We start from the raw sequence: 24,548 nt of genomic DNA, 5'->3' as shown, positions 1-24,548 counted from the left end.
GGGGCCCCTGCCGGTGCGGTGCCCGGTGGCGCCGCCCGGGGCGTCAGGCGACGTCGGTGGTGGTGGTGAACGCGGTGTGCAGGGCGTCGCGGATGCCCGGGCGGGAGCCGAAGACCAGCAGGAACGTCGCCTCCCGCACCAGGCGCTGGGCGTGCTGGTCGAGCAGGACCGCGCGGCTGCCGGAGGCCACGGCGAGGTTCGCGCTGGCCCGCAGCGCCAGCTCCGAGGCGGCGGCGCGGGCGGCGGGCATGACCTCCGGGTCGGCGGTGTCGAGGCGGTCACGGACGGCGTCGAGCTGCGGGCGCAGCCGCGGCTCGTCAGCCAACTCGATCGCCCGGTCAGCCACCCCGAGCGCGAGGGAACCGTTGAAGCGCAGCGTCGCCGGGTCCCGCTGCCGCCACGCCTGCAGCGGCATCTGGTTGGCCACCCGGTCGGCAGACACGAAGTGGTTGTCGAAGGTGACAGTCACCGTGCTGCTGGCGTTGACCGCCGACATCCGCAGGGGCTCGACGGTCAGCGTGCCACTCGTCGCGGCGTCGACCAGGGCGAAGACCAGCGTGTCGTCGGGCAACCGGGCGGCAACGTAGATCGTGTCGACCAGGCCCCAGCCGCTGACCCACGGCGCGGCGCCGGAGAACCGGAACCCGCCGTCGGCCGGCGTCGCCGACAGCGCCGCCGGACCGGGCCGCACCGCCGCGCCGATCGCCAGCCCCGCCCGACGCTGCCCCGTGGCCAGCGGCTCCAGCCAGGCCGCCCGTAGCTCGGTGTTACTGGTGTTGGCCGCCGCCATCACCGCGTTGTGGTGCTGGGCCCAGAGGAACGTGGTGGTGAGGCAGCCGCTGGCGAGGGTCTCGATGACCCGGCACACCGCGGGGAAGCTCGGCAGGTCGAGGCTGTTGAACTCCGAGGGCGCGGCCAGTCCGTAGAAGCCCCGCTCGGCGAGCAGGTCCAGGTGGGAGATGGGGACGCGGTCGGCGCCGTCGACCGCCAGCGCGGCGGGGAAGAACACCTCGTCGGCGATCTCGCGCGCCTGCCGCAGGCTCGTGGACTCGTCGATGGAGACAGTCACAGCAGTGCCCTCCGTTCGCAGGGCCCCGGGGGGCCGGTGGTGCGGGCCATGGCCTGGTGGCCGCGTCGGCTGCCACGGTGGCTGGCCCGCCAACCACCGGAACTCGTCTTTACTAGCATCCTTGCGTGTCTGCGGAAGACGAGACAATGCCCGTTATGATGCTAGGACATCTCCCCTGACAGATCACGCACCGGAGGGCGCCGTGGCAGGAGAACCTTCGTTCATCGAGTTTGCAGTTCCGGTTCCCGAACGCACCCGGGACTTCTACGAGGCGCTGTTCGGCTGGAAGTTCACGATGCTCACCCACGGGTCGTACATCGAGATGCCGGGCGCGGCCCCGGGCCTGGAGGCCGGCTCCCACCCGGACACCGACCCTCCGCACATCATCGTCTACTTCGCGGTGGACGACCTGGCCGCGGCCGTCGAGCGGGTGAAGGAGCTCGGCGGCGAGGTGGGCCCGTTGCGGCCGCCGAGCCCGCAGTACGGCGCGTTCGCGGAGTGCCGCGACAGCCAGGGTGTGGCCTTCGGCCTGCGGGAGCTGCCCAAGGCCGGGTGACCGACCGTCCGGACACGACGGTGGCGGTCGGCGGCTCCCCGCCGGCCGCCTGTCGTTTTCGCGCGTGGCGCGGGCCGTACGGACACGTGGCACCGCCGACGCGCGTCTCAGGATGGCGTGCCCGGCAGCCGCTGCGGGTCGGTCACCACCGCCGCGGCCAACGCCACGTAGTCCTTGACGAACTGCCGTGCCCAGTCCGGGGTGAACCGGTCACGGTCACACATGAGGACGGCGGTGAGCGCGTCGCCCTGCGGTACGACGACGAACTCCAGCGCGAACCGACTGCGCTCCAGTTGCGCCTCAAGGTCGTCGAGCTCGTCGCCGCTCATGTCGGCCCTCGGCACGAACGACCCGAGCAGCTGGAACATGACGTCGTCGGTGCGGCCCTCCCCCGTGACCGACCCGGGCGGCAGCAGCTGCGCCGGTAGCTCCTGGTGGCGCAGGCCCTCCATCACCTGGTTGCGCACCTGCCGCAGCAGGTCGGTGAACGGTTCGGCGGCGACCACCCGGCCCCGCAGCAGCACCATGGACACGAAGAAGCCCACCGTGTCGCGGACCTCCGGCCGGCTGCGGTTGGCGAACAGCGACGCCACCGTCAGGTCCGACTGGCCGGTGGCCCGGTGCAGCACCAGGTAGAACAGCGAGAGCATCACCGGGAAGAGGGTGGTGCGTTGCCGGCGGGCGAGCTGGTGCAGCCCGTGCGCGACGTGCGGGTCGATGGTCAGCTCCACCGACACCCAGGCCTGCTCGTCGGGGCCCCGGGGGACCTCGGCGCGCTCGGGCAGGCGCACCAGCCGCGCCCCGTCGAGCTGCCGGCGCCAGTGGTCGGCCAGCACACCCGAATCCGGCCCGGAGATCCGCTCCCGCTGCCATGCCGCCCACGTGGCGTACTGCCATCCGACCTCCGGCAGCTCCTCGCCCTGGTAGAGCGCGCGGATGTCGCGTGACAGCAGCGCGTTGGACCAGTCGTCGCTGACGTAGTGGTGCATGGTCAGCACGAAGACGTGGTGCTCGGGGCCAACGGTGATCAGCGTGGGCCGGGTGGACCACACGCCGAAGTCCACGGCGGTGGTCAGCTCGGTTGCGACGTGTTCACGGGCGGCCCGTCGGGGATCGGCGTGCCCGGACACGTCCACGCGAAGCAGTTCGACCGGGCGCGGCGGATTGATCACCTGAACGAGCTGACGCCGCCGGGCGACGAACGTCGTCCGCAGCGACTCGTGCCGCTCGTGCAACAGGTCCACGGCACGGCGCAGGGCGGCGACGTCGCAGTCCCCGCGCAGGTGCCACACCACCTGCTCGTTGAGTGAGTGCTGCTGCCCTCGATAGTGGTCCATCAGCCACAGGAGCCGTTGACCCACCGATGCCGGTTCCTCTCGCATGCCGGCGACGCTACCGCAGCAAGCGCGTGGTTACGAGTGTCCTGAAGATACTTCGACAGTCTCCGCAGACACTCCTTGACACGAGTTTCGGAGAGCCCGAATAATCGGCGGCGGACGCGGGGCGTGCACGCCGTACCGGTCCGTCGGGAGGCCCCTATGACAGCCGTTCGCGCGCCACGGGTCACCTTCGACGTCTCGGACCCGCAACTGCTGGCCGACCCCTTTCCCACATACGAGCGACTGCGCCGTACCGGCGCCGTGCTGAGCAACGGGCCGGGGCAGTGGGTGGTCCCCGGCTACCGCGAGGTCGCCGCCCTGCTCAAGGACCAGCGGCTGACCAAGACCCTGCCGGAGCAGTACTACCGCTTCACCGTCGGGGACCCGGAGCTGAGCGGCTTCCTGTCCGGGCAGAACCTCGGCCAGCGCAACCGGCTCGCCAGCCGGGTCCTGGTCAGCTCGTTCAGCCCCGGCCTGGTCCGGCGGCTCGACGAACGCATGACCTCCCTCGTGGACGACCTGCTCGAACCCGTTCTGGCGACCGGCCGGATGGACCTGGTCGCCGACCTCGCGCTGCCCTTCCCCCTGATGGTCATCTGCGACCTGCTCGGGGTGCCGGCCGCCGACCGGTCCCTGCTGTGGCCGCACGCGGCACAGTTGGTCAGGGCCTTCAGCGACGTGGCCTTCCACGACGACCGCGACATCGGCGAGGCGGTCCGCTCGCTGCGCTGGCTGCGCGCGTACCTCGGCGATCTCGTCACGGACGGCCCCGGCGGCGATAACCTGCTGACCCGGATGGCCACCACCGAGTCGGACGGGCAGCGGCTGCGCCGCGAAGAGATCGTCGACAACGCCATCACGGTCTTCTACGCCGGCTTCGAGACGTCGATGGGCATGATCTCCAACGGCATGGTCGAGCTGCTGAAGCACCGCGACCAGCTTGCCCGGCTCCGGGCGGGCACGGCCGACACCGCCACCGCCGTCGAGGAGATGCTGCGCTACGAGGCGCCGATCCAGGTGACCATGCGCAGCCCGCTGGAGCCGGTGGAGGTCGCCGGCCGGGTCATCCGCCCTGGTCGCGTCCTCTATCTGCTGGTTGGGTCGGCCAACCGGGACCCGGAGCAGTTCGACGAGCCGGACCGCTTCGACGTCGGCCGCCGGCCCAACCCGCACCTCAGCTTCGGGGCCGGCGTGTACCACTGCCTGGGCGCCGCCCTGGCCCGCGCCGAAGGGGTCGCCGTGTTCGACCGGCTGCTGCGGCGCACCAGCGCCATCGAGTTCGACGGCGAGCCGGTACGCCGGCCGCGCTTCAACTTCCGCACGTACGACCAGGTGCCGCTCGCGGTGCGTCCGGCGTGACGGTGACCAGCACGAGGCGCCCGGACCCGGCCGCCAGGAAGCGAGGACGGCGTTGAACCTGCACGACGACCCGGCCGAGGCCGCGTTCCGCGCCGGGCTGCGCGAGTGGCTCCGGGCCCGCCTGCCCGACGACGACCCGTCCCGTACGTGGAGCACCACGCAGTTGCGCGAGTGGAGTCGCGACCTGTCCGAGGCCGGCTACGCCGGCATCACCTGGCCGACGGAGTACGGCGGTCGCGGGCTGACCGCCGCCTACCAGGCGATCTTCGTCGAGGAGACCGCCCGCGCCGGAGCACCGGACCACATCAACATCATCGGAATGAACATGGTGGGCCCGACGCTCATCGCACGCGGCACGGACGAGCAGAAGGCGCGCTACCTGCCCGGCATCCTGTCCGGTCGTACCCTGTTCTGCCAGGGGTTCTCGGAGCCGGAGGCCGGCTCGGACCTGGCGGCGGTACGCACCTCGGCCCGGCGGGCGGAGCCGGACGGCTACCTGCTGGACGGCGAGAAGGTCTGGTCCTCCTACGCCCACCTGGCCGACCACTGCCTGCTGCTGGCCCGCACCGGCCCCAGCGAGCCGAAGCACCAGGGGCTGACTTGCTTCCTGCTGGACATGCGTGCGCCCGGGGTGAAGGTGTCGCCCCTGCGGCAGCTCAACGGCGACACCGACTTCAACCAGATCATCCTCACCGAGGCGCCGGTCGGCGACGCGGACGTCGTGGGCGAGGTCGGCAAGGGCTGGTCGGTGGCGCTGTCCACGTTGGCCCACGAGCGCGGAACGTTCGGGATCACCCTCACCGCCCGGTTGGTCGCCCAGTTCGACCGGCTGCTGCGGCTGGTACGCGAGGTCGGCGCCGAGGGCGACCCGACCGTCCGTCGCGAGCTGGCCGTGTTGCACGCACGGTTGCAGGGGCTGCGGTACACGGGCTACCGGTCGCTGGCCGCGCTGCGCCGCTCCGGCGAACCCGGCGCGGAGGCGTCCATCCTCAAGCTCGAATGGTCGCTGCTGCACCAGCGGGTCTGCGCGCTCGCGCTGCGCGTGCAGGGCCCCACTGCGCTGCTCGACGGCGGCGACGCCACCTGGCAGGGGTACTGGCAGCGGCAACTGCTGCGCAGCCGGGCGAACACGATCGAGGGCGGCACCTCCGAGATCCTTCGCGGGATCGTCGCCGAGCGCGTGCTGGGCCTGCCCAGATCCCGCCAGTGACCACCGGCCCGCGACGACACGGAGAAGACCATGGACTTTGCCCTCACCGATGAGCAACGGGAGATCCGCCGGGCTGCCCGTGACCACCTGGAGCGGCACTATCCGGCGACGCGGGTGTGCGCCCTGGCGGAGGGCCCCGGCGGGAGCGAGGCGGGTGCCTGGCCCGAGCTGATCCGGCAGGGCTGGCTGGACGATGACCTCGGCATGGTCGAGCTGACGCTGTTGGCCGAGGAGAGCGGGCGGTGCCTGCACCCGACGCCGTGGTGGACGACTGTCGCCCTGGCCGCACCGTACGCGTCGGCCGCCGGCGAGCCCCTGACCGTGCCGGCGACACTCGCCGACGGCGCCGCGTCCCCCGGCGCCGGGACGGTGCGGGCCACCCGCTCGCCGCAGGGCTGGACCCTCACCGGGCAGGTGCCGGCAGTGCCGCAGGCGGGCGCGGTGCGCTGCGTCGTGGTACGCGCCCACACCGAGGAGGGCCCGGCCGTGTTCGCCTGCGACACCGGGTCCCCCGGGCTGGTCGTGGAGGAGCTGTCGACACTGGACACGCTGCGCCGGATGGCCCGGGTCCGGTGGGACGGCACGCCGGCGCGGCTGCTCGTCGAGCCGGCCCGCACGCCGGGGGCCGTGCGGCGGGCCCAGCTGCGCGGCGGCGTGCTGTTGGCAGCCGAGGCGGTCGGGGCCGCGGCGGGCGCGCTGGACATGGCCGTCGCCTACGCCCGCCAGCGGGAGCAGTTCGGGCGGCCGATCGGCAGCTTCCAGGCCGTGGCGCACCAGCTGACCGAGGCGTACGTCGACACCGAGCTGGCCCGGTCGCTGGCGTACCGGGCCGCGTGGCTGGTGCAGAACGATCCCGCGGGGTCACCGGCGTGCGCGCAGGCGGTGGACGAGGCGGTGCTGGTGGCGCGCGGCGCGGCGGTGCGGACCTGCGAGACCGCGATCCAGATCACGGGTGGCATGGGGGTGACGTGGGAGTACCCGCTGCACCGGTGGCTGCGCCGGGCGCTCTGGCTGGAGGCCTTCCCGGGGTTCGGCGACGACCCGCACGGTCGCGTGGCCGAGCAGTTGCTGCGGCCGGGTGACACGGGCGGGATCAATCCGAGCACGCCCGACGGGCGTTAGCGTGACGCGATCCGTCGACAACCGAGGAGGCCGCAGTGGTCAGCCCCGAAACCGTCAGCAGCATCGCCCTGGCACTTCCCGGAGCGCGCCAGTCGGCGCACTTCGACGTCACCGACTTCCGGGTCGGCAACAAGATCTTCTGCACCCTTCCCAGGCCCGGTGTGATGGGGATGCGGATCGACGTCGCCGAGCAGGCGGCGCTCATCAGCGAGGACCCGGCGACCTTCTCGGCGCCGAACAACAGGTACGGGCAGAGCGGGTGGACGTTCGTCGAACTGGCGACGGTCGACCCGACGCAGCTGCGAGAGCTGATCACCGATGCGTGGCGCCGGCTCGCGTCCAGGAAATTGCAGGCCGAGTTGGACGAGGCCGGTTCCTGACACCCCGCCACGCGACTCCGGTGGCCAGGGGCCGCCGGAGCCTCACGCGAAGGGACGGAGACACCCGTGGGCACCAGGCGCACCATCGACGCCGATTCGATCTTCAAGCTCCTTGAACTCGGCGACTACCTCCTGCCGTACACCATCCGGGCAGCATGCCTGCTCGGCGTGGCCGACCACCTGGTGGACGGGCCGGTGCCGATGTCCCGGCTGGCCCGGGCGACCGGGACCCACGAGCCCACCCTCCGCAAGACGCTGGAGTACCTGGCGACCCGGGACGTGTTCGAGCTGGTGGAGCCGGACAGCGTGGCGCTGACCCCGCTGTCGGACCTGCTGCGCGAGGGGCATCCGTACTCGGCGCGCGACATCTTCCTCTCCCCGGTGGCCTGCACCCGGGCGATGGAGGGGCTCGCCGAATCGATCCGTACCGGCGGACCTGCGTTCGACGTGGTGCACGGCCGGTCCATGTGGGAGCACCTGAGCGCCCAGCCCGAGGACGGGGAGGCGTTTGACAGGGTGATGAGCGGGGTCACCGGGATGGAGCTGCTGGCGGTGCTTCGGGCCTGCGACTGGCGGCGCTTCGCCAGCATCGTGGACGTCGGCGGCGGCAACGGCGGCTTCCTGGCCAGCCTGCTGCGCCGGCTCCGGGGTGTCCAGGGGGTGCTGTTCGACCTGCCGGGCGTCGTGGCCAACGCCCCCGAGGTCCTGGCCGCCGCGGGGGTCGCCGACCGGGTGGAGGTGGTGCCCGGCAGCTTCCTGGAGGGGCCGATCCCGCCCGGCGGCGACGCGTACGTGCTCAAGCGCATCCTCTACAGCTGGAGCGACGACGAGGTGGTGGGCATTCTCGGCCGCGTCCGCGCCGCCATGAAGCCGCACAGCCGGCTGTTCATCATGGAGGCCGGGCGGCAGGAGGCCGAGGTGCCGGCCCTGGCGCGGCGCATGGACCTGCTCATGCACACCCTCACCGCAGGCGGCGCGCGGACCCTCGAACAGCAGGGCGAGCTGCTGGACCGGGCCGGGCTACGGCTGGTCCGCAGCGTCTCCACCCCCATGTTCCCGATCATCGAGGCAGCGCCCGCGTGACCGGCCCGCTCGGTTGGCTGGACCGCCCCGACGAGCGGCGCGGCATCCGGTTCGCCGAGCCCGACGGGTCGTGGCGGCTGTGGTCGTACACCGAGTTGGCGGACCTGGTGCGCCGGTACGCGGGGGCGCTGCGCGGTGCCGGGGTGGGCGCGGGCGATGTGGTGTCGATCGTGGAGACCACCGGCCCACGGTTCGTGGGGCTGCTGTTCGGCACCATGCTGGCCGGCGCCGCCGCCTCGCCGGTGGCGCCACCGCCGCCCTTCGGGGACCGGGCGCGCTGGGCCGAGCACCTGCGCGGAGTGCTGCGGGCCAGCGCGCCGCGGCTGGTCGTGCACGATCCCGCGTTGGCCCTGGTAGCCGAGGTGTGCGCCGGGGCGGGCGTACCGGCGTACGACAGTGTGGGGTTGCTCGCCGACGCGGCCGACGGCCGCCGGGCGTCGACGCCCGGGCCGGACGGACTGGCGCTTGTGCAGTTCACCTCGGGCAGCAGCGGCCGGGTGCGCGGGGTGCGCGTGCCCCACGCCGCGCTGGCGGCCACCGTCGCCGGCATCCAGCGGTGGCTGCGGATGACGCCCGACGACCCGACCGCCTCCTGGCTGCCCGTGCACCACGACATGGGCCTGGTGGGCTGCCTGCTGGCACCGGTCGCCACCGGGTCGGACCTGTGGCTGATGTCGCCGGGCGACTTCGTCCGTCGGCCGCTGCGCTACCTGGAGTGCTTCGGCCGGCGGGGCGCCCGGCTGACCGCGATGCCGGCCTTCGGGCTGGACCACATCGTCCGGCGGGTGCCCCCCGAGGCGCTGGTCGGGATGGACTTCTCGGCGTGGCGGGCGGTGATCGTCGGCGCGGAGCGGATCCGGCCGGCGCTGCTGGCGGAGTTCGCCCGCTTCGCCGCACCGCACGGGCTACGCCGCGAGGCGCTGCTGCCCGCGTACGGGCTGGCAGAGGCGACCCTGTCGGTGACCGGCGTGCCGCTGGACACCGGATGGCGCACCGCCACCGTCGAGCAGGGCGAGGTGGTGGGCTGCGGACGGCCGCTCGCCGGTGCGCGGGTGACGGTGGTGGACGACGACGGCCGGGCCGTTCCCGACGGGATGGTCGGCGAGATCGTGGTGCGCGGCCCGTCCGTGGCTGCGGACTACCTGCCGGCGGCCGGGGACGACACCGCCAGCGGCACCCGGCTGGTCGACGGTGAGGTGCACACCGGTGACGCGGGCTTCGTCGCCGACGGGGAACTGTTCGTGCTGGGCCGCCTCGGCGACGGGGTCAAGGTACGCGGCCGGATGCTGCTCGCCGAGGACGTCGAGGCGGCGGCGGTTTCGGCCTGCGGTGCACCGGTCGGACGGATCACCGCCCTGCTCGGGCAGGTCGGCGACGAACCCCGGGTGGTGCTGCTGCTGGCCCGGCCCGAGCCGGGCTGGCTGCCGGCGGCGTGCGCCGCGGCCGAGGTCGCGGCGGAGGGGGTGCCGGTGGAGGCGGTGGTCGTGCCGGTGGGCGCGGTGGCGCGTACCAGCAGCGGCAAGCCCCGCCGCCGGCTCATGTGGCAGGACTACCTCGCCGGCCGGCTCGGCCTCACCGAGCCGGCACCGGACGGGCCGGCGGGGGTGCTCGCGGCGAGTTGACCGGTCAGCGGGGCTGGTCGGCGGGCAGCCCGAGCGCCTCGCGGAGGTGATCGAGCACCTCGGCCTGCTGGTCGATCAGGTAGAAGTGGTGCCCGGGGAGCACCCGGAGCTGGAAGTCCCCGGTGGTGCAACGCCGCCAGTCGGCCACCTCGGGCACGTGCGCCTCCGGGTCGTCGTCGCCGGTGATCGCGGTGACCGGCATCGACAGTGGCGCACCGAAGGTGGGCCGGTACGTCTCGACGAGGCGGTAGTCGGCCCGCAGCGTGGGCAGCAGCGCGGCCCGCAACTCCGGGTGCACCAGCGCCTCGTCGGTGGTGCCGCCGAGGCGCCGCACCTCGTCCCACAACTCGTCGTCGCTGCCGAGGTGCTTGACACCCGGCCGCTGGTGCTGCGGGGCCGGGCGGCCGGAGACGACCAGCCGGCGCGGCGTGACACCGAGGCCGTGCTGGAGCCGATGCGCCACCTCGTACGCGACGGAGGCGCCCATGCTGTGGCCGAACAGGGCGAAGTCGGTGTGCAGCAGCGGTTGTAGCGCCGCGACGATCCCGTCGACCATCGTGGCCATGTCCCGTACGCACGGCTCGTGGATCCGGTCCAGCCGGCCGGGATACTGCACCGCCACGACCTCGACCTCGGCGGGCAGCCGTACGGCCCACTGTCGGTAGAAGGTCGCGTTGCCGCTGGCGTACGGGAAGCAGACCAGGCGCAGGGTCGCGGCCGGACGCGGCCGGTAGAGGCGCAGCCAGGACGCGGCCTCCACGGTCGCCCTCACGGCCGCGCCGCCTCGTCACCGGCGGCGGCGATGGCCTTGAGGTCGTCGTCGGTCAGTGGCTGGGGCGGGGTGGAGGACAGCAGCTCCGGCGGCCCGAGCCGCAGTGTCAGGTCCTGCCACAGCTTGCACAGCGACAGGTAGTACTGGCCGCGACGCAGCGGATCCTGCCCCTCCTGGGCCGCCTGGTGCAGCTCGGTGAGGGCGTGCGCGATGCCGGCCGGCCACAGGCTGCGAAAGATGTGCCGGTACGACGGCACGGTGCCCGGTCCGAGCACGACGGCGCTGGGCGCCTGCGCGTCGTCCGGCATGGTGGCGTAGTGGGGGTCGGCGTTCGGGTCGGCGACCTCGCGGGGGAAGTCGGGGCGGGCGGACCAGACGACCGGCCCGTGGGTGTTGACCAGGGTGAGGTTCCCGGCCTCCGTGCCGATGCTGATGCGGTGCATCAGGTGGGCGTAGTTGTCCGGGTCGGCGGGGTCCATCTGGTTCTGCACGCGCAGGGTGGCGGGCACCCCGGCCAGCACCCCGTCGAGGCTGCTGAACGGGATGTCCAGGGTGGTCGCGGCGCGCACCGGTGGGGCCTGCTCGGGCAGGTCGCCGAAGGCGAACGGGCGTACCCCGCCGAGAGCCTGCCCGAGGATGTCCAGCAGGGAGTAGGCGAGCTGGAACCCGGCCGCCGCGTCGATGTAGAGCGGGCGCTGCCGCCGCGTCAACTCCTGCGCCGCCGCGACGAACCGGCGTACCGGGGCGACGTGGGTGTAGAACGGGTTCAGGTGGTAGACGACGCCGTGCCGGCGGGCGGCGCGCAGGTTCTCCGCCAGCTCGTCGTGGTGCAGGGGGTGCTCCTGGAGCACGTGGATGCCACGGGCCATGAGCGCGCGGGCCAGCTCCGAGCCCCGGCCGCCCAGCAGGCCGCCGCGGATCACCACGCACGCCATGTCGATGTCGTCGGGCAGCTGCTCCGGGTCCGTGTACAGCGGCGCGTCGTAGCGGCGGGCGCAGGCGCGGGAGCGTTCGCTGCCGGCGGCCAGCACACCGGCCAACTCGAAGGGCAGATCCGGGTTGCGGAACGCCTCCAGGTAGACCTGACCGAATCGGGCGCCACAGACGACGACCCGGGGACGTTGCGTCACAGTGCCTCCTCCACGTGGCCGCCGACGTGGGCGGCTTCACCGTCGAACACCGTCAGGTCGCTCACCGCGGCCGAGCCGGCGAGCAGGTCCACCGCGACCCGCGGGTCGAGCGCCTCCCCCGCGTGGTGCAGACCGGCGGCCAGGGTCCCCTCGGTGAGCGCCGCAACGGCGACGCCCGCGAACGCGCCGGTGAGCGAGCTGGCGTTGTCGCCACGCAACACGAGGGTCTGGGCGTCACCGGCGACGGTGGTCAGCTCGACGATGATCAGCTGGTAGGTCGCGTGCCCGAAGGCGTCCAGTTCGGCGGCGCGGCGCAGCGCCTCGGGGGCGTCCGCACCGGCCGGTGGCTGCCGCAGCACCTGCGCGACGTGCGGGCCGGCGAAGACGGAGTGCCAGGTGGCGTCGGTGACCCCCAGGGACCGGGCTACCCGTTCCAGTTCGGTGCTCAGGTACGGCACGGTCGTGGCCGGCTCCGGGAAGAACGGCAACTCGGCGTCGGTGCGGGTGGGCAGCGGCTGCCGCGCTCGTACGCCCCCGGTCAACGCCGCCCCGGCCTGACCGAATCCCTCTCCCACACGGAGGTAGTCGGCCGCGGCGGTGGCGGTGAACCGGTCACGACCGCCGAGGTAGCCGAGCAGCCCGCGCGGCCGGTCCGACAGGGTGGCGGCGAGATAGCGGGGCAGCAGTGCGCTCAGGCCCGGCATCATGCCGGCGGAGATCACGGCGGTCCGCCCCGGCGCCCGCGCCAACAGGGCTCCCACCTGCTCCCCCAGGACGTCGTCGCCAGCGGCGTCGACGTAGTCAGCGCCGCTGGCGAGCGCCGCCCGCGCCACCCGGTCCTCGACGAGGTAGGCCGGGCCGGCGCAGTTGAGCACGACGTCGCAGCCGGCGCAGTAGCGGCGCAGCGCGTCGGTGTCGCTGATGTCGAGGACCTCGACGGTGGGCGGGGAACCGCCGGTGGCGGCGAGCCCGTGGCACAGCGCGTCGAGAGGGGCGCGGCGGCGGCCGGCGAGGCGCAGCACGTGCCGGCCCCGGCGGTGCAGCTCCGCCACGGCGGCGGCACCGACGGCACCGGCCGCGCCGACAACACCCACCACGGTCACCGGGGACCTCCCCGGCCGTGCCCGCCGTCGGACGAGGGTCGGTTCATCACGCCGGTCCGAGCGCGGCGGCCAGCGCGGCGGGCTCCGCGGACCAGCGCAGTTGCTCCGCCGGCAGAGCCGTGTCGACCACGTCGAGGTTGCCGAGGCAGAGGTCCTCCCAGAACTCGATCTCGGCGTCCCGCGCCGGCTGCACCAGGGTGATGTCCCCGGCGTAGATGGATGGCTCGTGGCGCGCGAGGGCGTCGCGCACTCCGGCGGCGGGGTCGTCCACGCTGCCCGGGCCGGGTCGGTGGCCGGCGAACAGGCGCAGCCCTTCGACGAGCACACCGCGTTCGGTCAGGTTGCGGGCCACCTCGACGGCGAGGACCGCCATCGGTCCGTGGGCGAGCAACTCCACCTGGGGCAGGTCGGCGTCGACGACCGCCTGGGCGTACGCGGCGGCGGCATTGTCCACCGAGGGCAGCAGCTCCAGCCCCGCGCCGGTGAACACCCAGGCGGGGGCGGCGGGGAGCAGCGCCGCGGCGAGCGGCCCGACCCCGTCGGCCGATCCCGCCTCGTCGGGCAGGAAGATCCGGGGTACGCCGGTGCCCTCGGCGTGCACGGCGACGAGCAGTTCCGTAGACCGTTGCTGGCCGGCCTCCTGCGGCTGCTCCCCGGCCTCGGCGGCGGTGGTCAGCCACTGCGCGAGCCGAGCGACGGTGGCCAGTTCGAGCAGGTTGCGCAGCACCTCGTCGAAGAACAGCGCGCGGGCCGGCGGCAGTTCCTCGATGATGCGCCCGGCCAGTTGGGCGGCGACCAGCGAGTCCCCACCGAGCTCGAACAGGTTGCCGTCGCGCCCGACCGGCGTACCGAGGGCCTCGCTCCACATCGCGACCAGGTCCCGTTCCAGCTCGGTCTCGGGTGCCGCGCCGGCCAGTCCGGCCCGCGCCCCGCCGTGCCGGCGACCCAGCCGCCCCGCGAGGGACCGGCGATCGATCTTGCCGTTGTCGGTGACCGGCAGCTCGTCGAGGATCTCCACGGTGCCGGGCACCATGTACTCGGGCAGCCGGGCACGCAGGTGGTCGGTGAGCGCCCGTGGGTGCACGGGTGCGCGGTCGGCCTTGAACCGGGCGGCGAGCACGCACATGCCCATCCGTCCGACGAAGGTGTCCTCCGCCGGCAGGCAGACGCTGGTGTCGGCGCCCGCCCGGTCGAGGATGTCCCGCCACCGGTCGCGGGCGAGGAAGACCGTCCCGGTCCCGGCGCGGTCGTCGGTGAAGTCGCCGGTGGCGTCATCGAGCCGGACCAGCAGCTCCAGCGACGTCATGATCTGGTAGTGGTCCCGGGTCATCTCCAGGGCCACCAGCCATCCGCCGGGGGCGAGCAGCCCGCGCAGCCGGTCCAGGACCCGGTCGACGTCGGCGGTGGCGTGCAGCACGTCCCCGGCGACGACGAGGTCGAAGGAGTTGGGCGCGAGGCCCTGCTCGGTGGGGTCGGCGTCCAGGTCGTACAGGCCGAACCGGACGCCGGGCACCTCCGCGAAGCGGGCCTGCGACTGCCCCGCGAAGTAGGGCGACAGGTCGGTGCACAGGTAGTCGATGTCGTGCCCGGCGAGCGCGTCGAGCACCGCGGCGGTGGTGCCGCCGCCACCCGCGCCGACCTCCAGCACGCGCAGCGGCCCGGTGTGCCGACGGTGACTGCCCAACTCCGCCACGACGGCACCGGCGGCCCGGTTGGCCCAACGGTTGAACACCGCCTCCTCGTAGAGCTGCTGGGAGACGTCGAGCTTGCCCTCGGGAAAGAGCAGCCGAAGCGGGTCCTCGTCGCCACGGAGCAGGGCTGGCAGGTGGCGGATGCTGGCCCGGAAGTAGTCGAGCAGGCGCTCCTCGCCCGGCAGCGCCGCCGCGTCGACCGCCGCCCACGCGACGTCGAGCGCGTCGGATGCGACGACGCCGGCCAGCCGGTAGTGGTCGCCGTCGACTGCCAGCAGACCCTCGGTGACCAGGGCGGCGAGCCAGCGGCGCAGCAACCGGTGGTGTCGGGGCGCGGCGTCGGTGGCGGCCACGATCTCGGCGGCGGTGTGGCGGTCGTCGGGCGTGGCGAACATTCCCGCGCGGCGGAAGGTGTCCAGCATGGCGGGCAGGGCCACCTGGTCGAGCCGGTGTGCGTACTCCAGGTAGCGGTCCGGGTCGACGCCGTCGAGCGCGGCGTCACCGGCCCGCGCCGCGACCGCGTCCAGGTCGGCCACGTCCTCGGCCGGCGGCGTCGCGGCGGCGGGCTGCGCGAAGGCGACGAGGGTACGCTCCAGCGGCTGGTCGCCCGTGACCAGCACCGCCGCCCCGGCGACGTCGGGGTGGCTCTGCAGGGCCGTCTCGATCTCGGCCAGCTCGATCCGGTGACCACGGATCTTGACCTGGTGGTCCTCCCGGCCGAGGAACTCGATGTCGCCGTCGGGCAGGTACCGGCCCAGGTCGCCCGTTCGGTACAGGCGCTCGCCCGTGACGGGGTGCACGATGAACCGTTCCGCCGTGCGCTCGGGGTCGTGCAGGTAGCCGAGCGCGAGGCCGACGCCGCCGATGAACAGCTCTCCGGTCACCCAGTCGGGGCAGGGCCGCAGCAGCGGGTCGAGGACGTGGAAGGTCTGGTTGGCCAGCGGCCGGCCGTACGGGATGCTGGCCCAGTCCTCGCCGACCACGCCGACGGGGTAGTGGATCGACCAGATGGACGCCTCGGTCGCCCCACCGAGGCTCACCACGTCGAGGCCGGGCACCTGGGCGCGGATCTGGTCGGGCAGGGCCACCGGGATCCAGTCGCCGGAGAGCATCGCCAGCCGCAGGGTGGGCAGCGCGGTGCCGGCCACCCCGAGGTATCCGGAGAGCATCTGGAGCTGGGCGGGAACGGAGTTCCACACCGTCACCCCGTGGGCGGCCACCAGGTCAGCCCAGTGCGACGGGTCCGCGCGCCGCTCGGCGTCGGGGACGACCAGCGCCCCGCCGACGGAGAGCGGGCCGAAGATGTCGTAGACCGACAGGTCGAAGCCGAGCTGGGACAGGGCGAGCACACGGTCCCGCTCGCCGACGCCGAACCGGGCGTTGATGTCGAGGACGGTGTTCAGCGCCGCCTCGTGGGTGATCATGACCCCCTTCGGCGTCCCGGTCGAGCCCGAGGTGTGGATGACGTACGCCAGGTCGTCGGGCCGCGACCCACCCGGCTCGCTGGGCGGGTCGGCCGGCGGCACCTCGTCCAGCGCCACGACGACGACCCCGGACGGCCAGGAGCCGGCGGCCAGGTCGCGGGAGGTCAGCACGTGCCGTACGCCCGCACCGGTGAGGATCGTGTCGCGCCGGGCCACGGGCTGCGCGGTGTCCACCGGCACGTACACCGCGCCGGCGAGCAGCGCGCCGAGGACGGCCACGACCTGCCCCGGGCCGCGTTCCAGGGTCACCCCGACGAGGCCGCCGGGTACGCAGCCCGACTCGACGAGCCGGGCGGCGATGCCGGTGGCGTGGGCGGCCAGGTCGGCGTAGCTGAGCGTGGCCGTACCGTGGATGACCGCCGGGGCGTCCGGGGTACGACGGGCCTGGGCAAGAACCGCGTCGTGCAGACGGGCACGGGTCAGCGGGGCGGCGGTGGCGTTGATCTCCTCGCGGCGGCGTCGCTGCCGTTGCGGCAGCAGGCTCGACGGGACCCGCTGCCACGCCTGGTCGTCGGTGGCGAGCTGACGCAGCAGCTGCTCGAAGGCGGCGAACATGTCGTCGACGACGCCCTCGGGCAACACACCCTCGCGTACGTCCCAGTTGGTCGACAGCCCGCCATCCCGCTCGGAGTTCTGGCAGTCGATGACGACCTGCGGGGTCTGGCTGATCCCGTACCCCATCTGTCCGTGCGACACCGATGCCGTGGCCCCGGCCTCGCCCAGGCCGATCGCGCTGGTGAAGACGACGGGGAACAGCGCCGCGTCGGCGCCGCGTCGGCGGGTGATCTCCCGCATCACCTCGATGCCGGAGAACGCCCGGTGGTCCATGTCCTGCCAGAGCTGGGCCTGCACGGCCCGAGCCCAGCGGTCGAAGGTGTCCGCCTCGTTCTGGTCGACCGCGAGCAACTCCACGCCGGTGAAGTCGCCGACGACGGCGGGCACCTGTGGATGCAGCGGCAGCCGGTTGAGCATCGTGACATTCAGCGTGAACGTGGGACGCCGGCTCCACACGGCGATGACGTGCGCGTACGCGGCGAGCACCGCGCCGGAGGGGCTCACGTCGTGCTGGCCCGCGTACTTGCGCAGCCCCTCCCACAGCTCGGGTTCCAGGGTGGCGGCCAGCCGGCGGAACCGGCCCTCGGTCTGTCGGGCGCGGCTGGTCAGCGGCAGCTCCGGGCCGGGCGGCAGGTCGTCCACCCGGCGCAGCCAGTAGTCGCGGTCGGTCTCCCGGTGGCTCGCCGTCCAGCTCCGCTCGGCCAGCAGGTAGTCCCGGAAGCCGATCTCCAGCTCGGGCAGCGGTCCGGCGTCGTGGTAGAGGTGGTGCAGCTCGTCGAGGATGATCTGAATGCTGACGAAGTCGGCGATGAGGAAGTCCACCGAGACGTGCAGCACCGCCTCGTCGTCGCCTCGGGTCACGCGCGCCTCGAACAGGGGCCAGACGTCGGGCCGGAACACCCGGTGGTCCATCTCGGCCCGTACCTCGGTCACCCCGCGGTCGAACTCGTCGCGGTCGCGCCCGCGCAGGTCGCGTACGGCGATGTGGTAGTCGTCGACCTGCGGCAGCACCCGCTGGGAACCGTCGATGTCGATCACCGCGCGGAGCATGTCGTGCCGGGCGATGAGCGCCCGCCAGGCGCGGGTCATCCGCTCCGGATCCAGATCCGGATAGTGCAGCTCGCCGTAGCCGTGGCAGGCGACGCCGCCGTAGGCGAAGGTGGAGCCTCGGCCCAGCAGGTACGCCGACTGCACCTCGGTGACCGGGAACGGGTCGTGGCGGTGCTCCGTGTCCGGCACCACTCGCGGCATCCGGCCGTTGGCCAGGTGGGCGAGGATCTCGTCGCGGCGGGCCCGCAGCAGCGTGCGCCGCTCGTCGGTCATGAAGCCGGCGGGCGCGCGGAACTTCAGCGCGCCGTCCTCGGCCCACAGCCGCAGTCCGGCCCGTTCGAGGTCGGTGACCAGCCGCTCGACGGGGATGCGGGGGTCGTTGCTCATATGACACCTTCCTCGACGTCGTCGTGAGCCGACGCACGGAGCTGCTCGTCGACAGCGGCCGCGAGCTGGGCGAGCACGGGTACGGCGAACAGTTGTCGCAATGTCATGTCCACGCCGAGCCGCTGGCGCAGCGCCTCCAGCAGGCGGGTGGCAAGCATGCTGTCCCCGCCCAGGGCGAAGAAGCTGTGCCGGCGGTCGTCGACCGGCTGGTCGAGCAGCTGCGACCAGAGCGCGGCGAGAAGTTCCTCGGTGTGCCCCTTGGGCGGCTCGGCCGTGTCGTCGAGCGGGTCGGCGCGCAGTAGCGTCCCGAGCCGCTGGCGGTCGACCTTGCCGTTGGCGGTCAGCGGCAGCTGCTCCGCCGTCACGACGTACTCGGGCACCATGTACGCGGGCAGCCGCTCGGCCAGCCAACCGGCCAGGTCCGGCTCCGTACCCCCGGTGGTGGGTACGACAGCGAGGCCGATGTGCTGCGTCGGCGCCTGACCGACGACCATCGCCACCGCCCGCCCGACGAGCGGGTGGGCCTCGGCGGCGGCCTCGATCTCGCCCAGCTCGATGCGGTGCCCGCGCACCTTGACCTGGAAGTCGACCCGGCCGAGGAACTCCAGCGTCCCGTCCGGCCAGTACCGGCCGAGGTCGCCGGTGCGGTACCAGCGGCGGCCCTCGTCGTCGACGCCGAACTGCCGGGCGGTCAACTCGGGGGCGTTGCGGTAGCCCAGCGCCACCCCGGTGCCGCCGATGCGCAGTTCCCCGGGCACCCAGTCCGGGCAGTCCCGGTCACGCGAGTCGGTCACCCGGTAGCGCTGGTTGCGCAGCGGGCGGCCGTACGGGATGGAGCGCCAGTGCTCCGGCACCACCGCGACCTCGCAGGCGTTGGACCAGATCGCCGCCTCGGTGGCACCGCCGAGGGCAACGAACCGGGCGTGCGGGGCGACCCGCGCCAGCCGGTCCGGCAGGTCCAGGCCGATCCAGTCACCGGAGACCAGGGCCAGCCGCAGGCCGGACGGCGGGTGGTCGCCAGCCGCCACGAGCAGCATGTCCAGCAGCGCGGGCACCGAGTTCCAGACGGTCACACCCCACCGGTGGGCCAGCCAGGCCCAGCGGCGCGCCTCCCGGCGGTCCTCGTCGGCCAGCACGACCAGCGCGCCGCCGGCTGCCAAGAGCCCGAACACGTCGTAGACGGACAGGTCGAAATCCAGCGCGGAGACCGCCAGCACCCGGTCCTGGGGTCCGACGCCGTACCGGGAGTTGATGTCGGTCACCGTGTTGACGGCGGCCCGGTGGGTGATCTCCACCCCCTTGGGCTCCCCGGTGGAGCCGGAGGTGAAGATCGTGTACGCCAACGCGTCCGCGTCGACCGTCACCGGCCCGCGCAGCGGCGGCCCGTCCACGTCGGCGGCCACGGTGGGCAGATGATGCCCGTCGTGACGGCCCACCACGGCGGTCACCTGCGCCTTGGCGTGGATCCGATCGCGGCGGGCGGCAGGCTGGTCGACGCTGACGGGCACGTACGACGCGCCGGCGGCCAGCACGCCGAGAACGGCGGCGACCTGGTCCGGCCCGCGAGGCACGGTTACGGCGACCGCGTCGCCCGGTTCCACCCCGGCGCGCAGCAGCGCCCCGGCGATCCGCAGCGCGCGGGTGGCCAGCTCGCCATAGCTGATCGACGTCTCGCCGTACGCGACCGCGAGCCGGTCGGGGTCGCGGGCCGCGTGCGCGAAGAACGGCCCGTGCAGGGTGTGCCCGGGCGCCGGGGCGTCGGTGGCGTTGACGGCGGCCCGGACCGCGCGCTGCCCCGGCGGCAGCATGTCCGGCAGCGGCCGGTCCCAGTCGCCGTCGGCGAGCCAGCACAGCAGCCGGTGGTAGGCGTCGAACATGGCGTCGAGCAGCCCGTCGGGGAACAACTCGTCGACGCTGTCCCAGTTGAAGGTCAGCCCGCCGTCGCGTTCCATGACCTGGTTGTCCAGCCACACCTGCGGGGTCTGCGAGATGCCCCAGGTCAGCTCGCCGAACGGGAACCGCATGTTGACCAGGTCCGCGGCCACGCCGAGCGCGCTGGTGAACACGATCGGCATGCTGACCGTGCCGCTGTTGCGCCGGCGCGCCAGCTCCCGCAGCACCCACAGGGCGGAGACGTCGTTGTGCTCCAGCCCGGCCCACAGGTCCTGCTGGAACCGGTGGGTGGTCTCCCGCCACGGCTGCCCCGCTGCCCCTCGGTAGCCGACCAGGATCAGCGAGGTGAAGTCGCCGAGGATCGCGCCGATGTCGGGGTGCACGTCGTGGCGCTGGAACATGGTCAGGTTGAGCGTCAGCTCGTCCTGCCCGCTGTACGCGCTGAGCACCTCGGCGTACGCGGTGGCGAGGACCGCGGCCGGGGTGAGTCGGTGGTCCCGGGCACGCCGGTTGATCGCCGCCCACTGCTGCGGGGTGAGGCTGCGCTCGCGACGGACGAACCGCGGGGCGACAAGGGTTTCGGGGTCGACAGCCAGCGGCAGCGCGGGGGCCGGGGCGATGTCGTCCAGACGCCCGCGCCAGTACGCCCCCGCCCGCTCAACCGCCTCCGGCGGCGCCGCCGCGCCGAGCACGTAGTCGCGGAACGACACCCCCAGCGGGCGCAGCTCGACGTCGGGGTCGCGGTAGAGGGTGGACAGCTCGGAGAAGAAGACGACGATGCTCAACGCGTCGAGCACGATGTAGTCGAAGCTGAACGCGACGCGGGTGCCGCCGGGGTGACGCACGGCCTGGATGTCGATCAGCGGCCACCGGGACGGGTCCGGGACACGGTGAGACAGCTGCTCGCGCAGCGTCGCCAGGCGTTCCTGCCCCTCGTGCACAGTGATGGTGAACGGCGGCACCTCGGGCAGGATCCGCTGGTCGCCGTTGTCGTCGAAGACCGCGCGGAGCATCTCGTGCCGGGCGATGAGCGTGTCGACCGCCCGGCGCAGCCGGTCGAGGTCGACGTCCCCGCCGTCGAACTCCCAGTACCAGTGGGAGCCGACCCCGCCGAGCGCGAAGTCGGCGGTGCGCCCCATCCAGTAGGCGCGCTGCACGTCCGTGGGCGGGAACGGGTCGTGCCGGTGCGCCGGGTCGGCGGTCAGCGCACGCCGCTCGGCGGGTCCGCCAGCCGTACCCGTGGTGCGCAACCGCACCGCGAAGCCGGCCAGGTCGCGGGCGTGGAACAGGTGGTGCAGTTCGGCGCCGGCGATGCCGGTCTCGCGCAGCCGGGCCAGCAGCCGGGTGGCGACCAGGCTGTCGCCGCCGAGGGCGAAGAAGTTGTCCTCCCGGTGCACCTCGGGCACGTCGAGCAGCTCCGACCAGAGGGCGGCCACGGCCGTCTCGACCGCGCCCCGGGGCGCGGTGCCCGCGACCGCCGGTCGGGCGGCGACCAGCTCGGGCAGCCGGGCGCGGTCGATCTTGCCGTTGGCCGACAGCGGGAACGCGTCGAGGACCACCACGACGGCCGGCACCATGTACGGCGGCAGCTGTTCGGCGGCGCGCTGCCGGATCACCTGGGGGTCGGCGTCGGCCCGGGTGACGGTGACGGCGACGGCGAGGGTGGCCCCCTCGACAACCTGGGCCACCGCGCGGGAGACGTCCGGGTCGCGCTCCAGCGCGGCCTCGATCTCGCCCAGCTCGATCCGGTGGCCCCGGATCTTGACCTGGAAGTCGGTACGCCCGAGGAAGTCCACCGTGCCGTCGGGCCAGTACCGGGCCAGGTCGCCGGTGCGGTACCAGCGCTGCCCGGCATGTTCGACGAACCGGTCGGCGGTCCGTCGCGGGTCGCCCGCGTAGCCGGCCGCTACCGACCGGCCGCCGATCCACAGCTCGCCGGGCACCCAGTCCGGCCGGTCCCGGCCGTGCTCGTCGACGACCCGCATGAGCTGGTTACGCAACGGCACGCCGTAGGGCACCGACCGCCAGTGCGGCGGCGGGTCGACCGGGGCGGACTGCACGGTGGAGTGGATCGCCGTCTCGGTGGTGCCGCCCAAGCCGTACAGCCGGCTGCCCGGGGCCACCTCGGCCAGCCGACCGGCCAGGTCGAGGCCGACCCGGTCGCCGCCGAGCACGGCGAGCCGCAGCGGCAACGGCCTGGCTCCACCCGCCGCCCCGGTCTCGGCCTGGGTCAGCAGCAGGTCGAGCAGGGCCGGGACGGACTGCCAGACCGTCACCCGGTGCTCGTGGACCAGGCGCAGCCAGGCCGCCGGGTCACGGCGGGTGTCCTCGGTGACGGTGACGACGGCGCCACCCACGCCGAGCAGGGCGAACATGTCGAACACGGACAGGTCGAAGTCGAGGGCCGAGACCGCGAGGACGCGGTCGTCCGGGCCGATCGCGAACCGCCGGACAAGGTCGTCGAGGGTGTTGCGGGCCGCCCGGTGGGGCACCCGCACCCCCTTCGGCGCTCCGGTGGAGCCGGAGGTGAACAGCAGGTAGGCGTCCTGCTTGGGGTCGACAGGCGGCGCGTCGTCGCGCAACGGCACGCCGACGGTGGGGACGGTCAGTGTGGTCGAGGAGTCGACGGGCGACCCGTCCGCGGCCCCGGCGGCGGTGACGGTGAACCGGGCCGCCGCGGTGGCCCGGATCAGCTCGCGCCGGGCGTTGGGCTGGTCGACGCCGATCGGCACGTACACGCCGCCGGCCCGCAGCACGCCGAGCACCGCCACGATCTGGTCGGGGCCCTTCGGCAGTGTGACGGCGACGGCGTCACCGGGGGCCAGGCCACGGGTGGTCAGCTCGTCGGCCAGCGCCTGCGCCCGGCCCGCCATCTCGCCGTACGTGAGCACGCCCGCCCGGCCCGGCCCGGCCAGCACCGCCGGCCGGTCGGGCTCACGGGCCGCCCAGGCGAACACCTCGCGGTGCAGCGGCCCGTCCGCGGTAGGGCCGGCGGTGTCGTTGGCCGACGCCCGGGCGGCAAGAGTGTGAGCGGGCAGCGCGATCGGGGCGCGCCCGGACCAGTCCGTGGCCGGGTCGAGCAGCCAGTCGACGATCCCCAGGTAAGCGGCGAACATGTCGTCGACGAACCCCTCGGGGAACAGTTCGTCCACGACGTCCCAGTTGAGGTAGAGGCCGTCCTCGCGCTCGGTGATCTGGTAGTCGAGCCAGACCTGCGGGGTCTGGGACATGGTCCAGCCGGGCAGGCCGAAGCAGTCCCGCACCTCGGCGTCGAACAGCTCGCCGAGGCTCAACGCGCTGGTGAAGACGACTGGCGCACCGACGGGTTGGCCGGTCCGGGCGCGGGACAGGTCGCGCAGTACGTCGATCCCGCTGTACGTCGAGTGGGCGGCGTCGCTGCGCAGTCGGTCCTGATGCCGGCGGACGAGGTCGACGAAGCCGGCCGGTCCGGTCGTGTCGATCTCCAGCAGAACCAGGTTGGTGAAGTCACCGACGACCGCGCCGACGTCGGGGTGGACGGGGCGTCGGTCGTACATCGGCAGGTTCAACACGAATCGGCCGCTGCTGCTCCACGCGGCCAGCACCTCGGCGAAGGCCGCGAGGAACACCATCGACAGGGTGACTCCCGCCGTCGCCGCGCGCCGTTCCAGTTCCGCCTGCTGCTGCGGGGTCAGCCAGTGGTAGCGGCGGACCACCCGGTGGCCCTCCACGGTGGCCGGGTCCACGGCGGTCGGCAGCTGGGGCGGGCCGGGCAGGGTGTCCAGCCGCTCGCGCCAGTACTCGCGGGCCCTGTCCCGGGCCTCGTCGGGACGGGCGGCGACGGTGGCGAGGTAGGCGGGATAACTGAGGCTCACGGGAGGCACCTGCCGGTCCGGGTCCCGGTAGAAGGCCGCCAGGTCCGACAGGATGAGCCGGAAGCTGTGGGCGTCGGCGACAAGCATCTCGACGTGTACGTGCACCCGCGTGGCACCGCCGGGCAGCAGCGACAGTTGGATGTCGAAGGTCTCCGACTCCTCCACCCGCAGCCGCCGGTGGGACAACCGGTGGCGCAGCCGCGCCAACTCCTCCTCGCACCGATTCGGCGGCAGCTCACGCAGGTCGTGCACGGTCAGGCCCGGCCACGGGCTCTCCGGCCGGATCCGCTGGGTGCCGTCGGTGTGGAACTCGGCCCGCAGCATGCCGTGCCGACGCAGCACCGTGCGGACGGCGGCGTCGAGCCGGTCCGGGTCGACACCGGCACCGTCGAACTCGTTGTAGAAGTGGGCGCCCACGCCACCGAGGGGCTGCCCGTCCGCCCGGCCGACCCAGTACGCGTGCTGCATCGTGGCCAGGCCGAACGGCGCGGACTCATCCACGACCACCGGCGGCAGCTGCGCCGGGCGGGCCTCGGCGTCGCGCTCCTCGACCAGGCGCCACCACTGTGCGAGGGTGCGCCACTCGATGAGCTCACTGAAGGTGACCGGGACGCCCTGACTGTGCCAGCGGCTGGCCAGCCGCATGAGCGCGATCGAATCGAGGCCGAGCATCAGCAGATCGTCGTCGTCCCCCACCAGTGACGGCGGGCAGCCGAGGGCCTCCGCGACGTCCTCCCGAATCCGGTCGAGGGTCAGGGTCGGATCGGTGTCGACGGCAACGTCCAATGTCGCGTCTCCTCAGTAAGCCTCTACCACGTCTCCGCTCGGCTGGCGCTAAGCTATCAGCGG

Annotated in this window: 14 protein-coding genes; 7 read left to right on the top strand and 7 right to left on the bottom strand. The window is 73.5% G+C overall.

The window, feature by feature from the left end; genetic code table 11:
• Positions 1–43: 43 nt before the first annotated feature.
• Positions 44–1,069, bottom strand: coding sequence for an acyl-CoA dehydrogenase family protein (locus ABZ780_RS07155; RefSeq protein WP_357484928.1), 1,026 nt, complete (start codon positions 1,067–1,069; stop codon positions 44–46).
• A 202-nt stretch (positions 1,070–1,271) separates the two neighbouring features.
• Between ABZ780_RS07155 and ABZ780_RS07150 the strand changes: the two genes are divergently transcribed.
• A complete protein-coding gene (locus ABZ780_RS07150; protein WP_357004618.1) occupies positions 1,272–1,625 on the top strand; it encodes a VOC family protein in 354 nt (117 codons plus the stop codon).
• Positions 1,626–1,732: 107 nt separating this feature from the next.
• Here the strand turns inward: ABZ780_RS07150 and ABZ780_RS07145 are convergent, their stop codons facing one another.
• Entirely contained in the window at positions 1,733–3,007 is a 1,275-nt protein-coding gene (locus tag ABZ780_RS07145) for a condensation domain-containing protein (protein ID WP_357484925.1), read from the bottom strand.
• Between the two features lie 156 nt (positions 3,008–3,163).
• On the opposite strand from ABZ780_RS07145, the gene ABZ780_RS07140 reads away from it, so the two are divergent.
• From ABZ780_RS07140 to ABZ780_RS07115, 6 genes are all read left to right on the top strand, one after another.
• Complete coding sequence (locus ABZ780_RS07140) at positions 3,164–4,363, top strand: cytochrome P450 (protein ID WP_357484922.1); 1,200 nt, start codon at positions 3,164–3,166, stop codon at positions 4,361–4,363.
• Between the two features lie 52 nt (positions 4,364–4,415).
• Complete coding sequence (locus ABZ780_RS07135; protein WP_357484919.1) at positions 4,416–5,573, top strand: acyl-CoA dehydrogenase family protein; 1,158 nt, start codon at positions 4,416–4,418, stop codon at positions 5,571–5,573.
• 30 nt (positions 5,574–5,603) lie between these two features.
• Positions 5,604–6,695 (top strand): acyl-CoA dehydrogenase family protein, encoded by a 1,092-nt coding sequence (locus ABZ780_RS07130; protein WP_357484916.1) that lies wholly within the window; start codon positions 5,604–5,606, stop codon positions 6,693–6,695.
• A gap of 35 nt (positions 6,696–6,730) precedes the next feature.
• Complete coding sequence (locus ABZ780_RS07125; protein WP_357484913.1) at positions 6,731–7,075, top strand: MmcQ/YjbR family DNA-binding protein; 345 nt, start codon at positions 6,731–6,733, stop codon at positions 7,073–7,075.
• Between the two features lie 66 nt (positions 7,076–7,141).
• Complete coding sequence (locus ABZ780_RS07120) at positions 7,142–8,158, top strand: methyltransferase (RefSeq protein ID WP_357484910.1); 1,017 nt, start codon at positions 7,142–7,144, stop codon at positions 8,156–8,158.
• Positions 8,155–9,780: an AMP-binding protein gene (locus ABZ780_RS07115; protein WP_357484908.1), complete on the top strand. Its 1,626-nt coding sequence runs from the start codon at positions 8,155–8,157 to the stop codon at positions 9,778–9,780. Before ABZ780_RS07120 ends, ABZ780_RS07115 begins: the two co-directional genes overlap by 4 nt.
• 4 nt (positions 9,781–9,784) lie before the next feature.
• Here ABZ780_RS07115 and ABZ780_RS07110 read toward each other — a convergent pair whose 3' ends face one another.
• Genes ABZ780_RS07110 through ABZ780_RS07090 form a run of 5 tightly spaced genes read right to left on the bottom strand, consistent with a single transcriptional unit; the run spans position 9,785 to position 24,485 of the window.
• The gene (locus ABZ780_RS07110) at positions 9,785–10,552 is read right to left on the bottom strand and encodes an alpha/beta fold hydrolase (protein WP_357484905.1); all 768 of its coding nucleotides are present in this window, start codon (positions 10,550–10,552) and stop codon (positions 9,785–9,787) included.
• A complete protein-coding gene (locus ABZ780_RS07105) occupies positions 10,549–11,682 on the bottom strand; it encodes a Gfo/Idh/MocA family oxidoreductase (RefSeq protein ID WP_357484902.1) in 1,134 nt (377 codons plus the stop codon). Before ABZ780_RS07105 ends, ABZ780_RS07110 begins: the two co-directional genes overlap by 4 nt.
• A complete protein-coding gene (locus ABZ780_RS07100) occupies positions 11,679–12,785 on the bottom strand; it encodes a saccharopine dehydrogenase NADP-binding domain-containing protein (protein WP_357484899.1) in 1,107 nt (368 codons plus the stop codon). The genes ABZ780_RS07105 and ABZ780_RS07100 overlap by 4 nt, the downstream gene beginning before the upstream one ends.
• Positions 12,786–12,831: 46 nt before the next feature.
• Positions 12,832–17,952: an amino acid adenylation domain-containing protein gene (locus ABZ780_RS07095; protein WP_357484896.1), complete on the bottom strand. Its 5,121-nt coding sequence runs from the start codon at positions 17,950–17,952 to the stop codon at positions 12,832–12,834.
• Positions 17,949–24,485, bottom strand: coding sequence for an amino acid adenylation domain-containing protein (locus tag ABZ780_RS07090; RefSeq protein WP_357484893.1), 6,537 nt, complete (start codon positions 24,483–24,485; stop codon positions 17,949–17,951). The genes ABZ780_RS07095 and ABZ780_RS07090 overlap by 4 nt, the downstream gene beginning before the upstream one ends.
• Positions 24,486–24,548 lie beyond the last annotated feature (63 nt).

The organism is Micromonospora sp. NPDC047467 (assembly GCF_040643095.1).
Taxonomy (GTDB): domain Bacteria; phylum Actinomycetota; class Actinomycetes; order Mycobacteriales; family Micromonosporaceae; genus Micromonospora.
The sequence above is the reverse complement of the archived record's forward strand: the minus strand, read 5'-3'. Positions and strand labels throughout refer to the sequence as shown.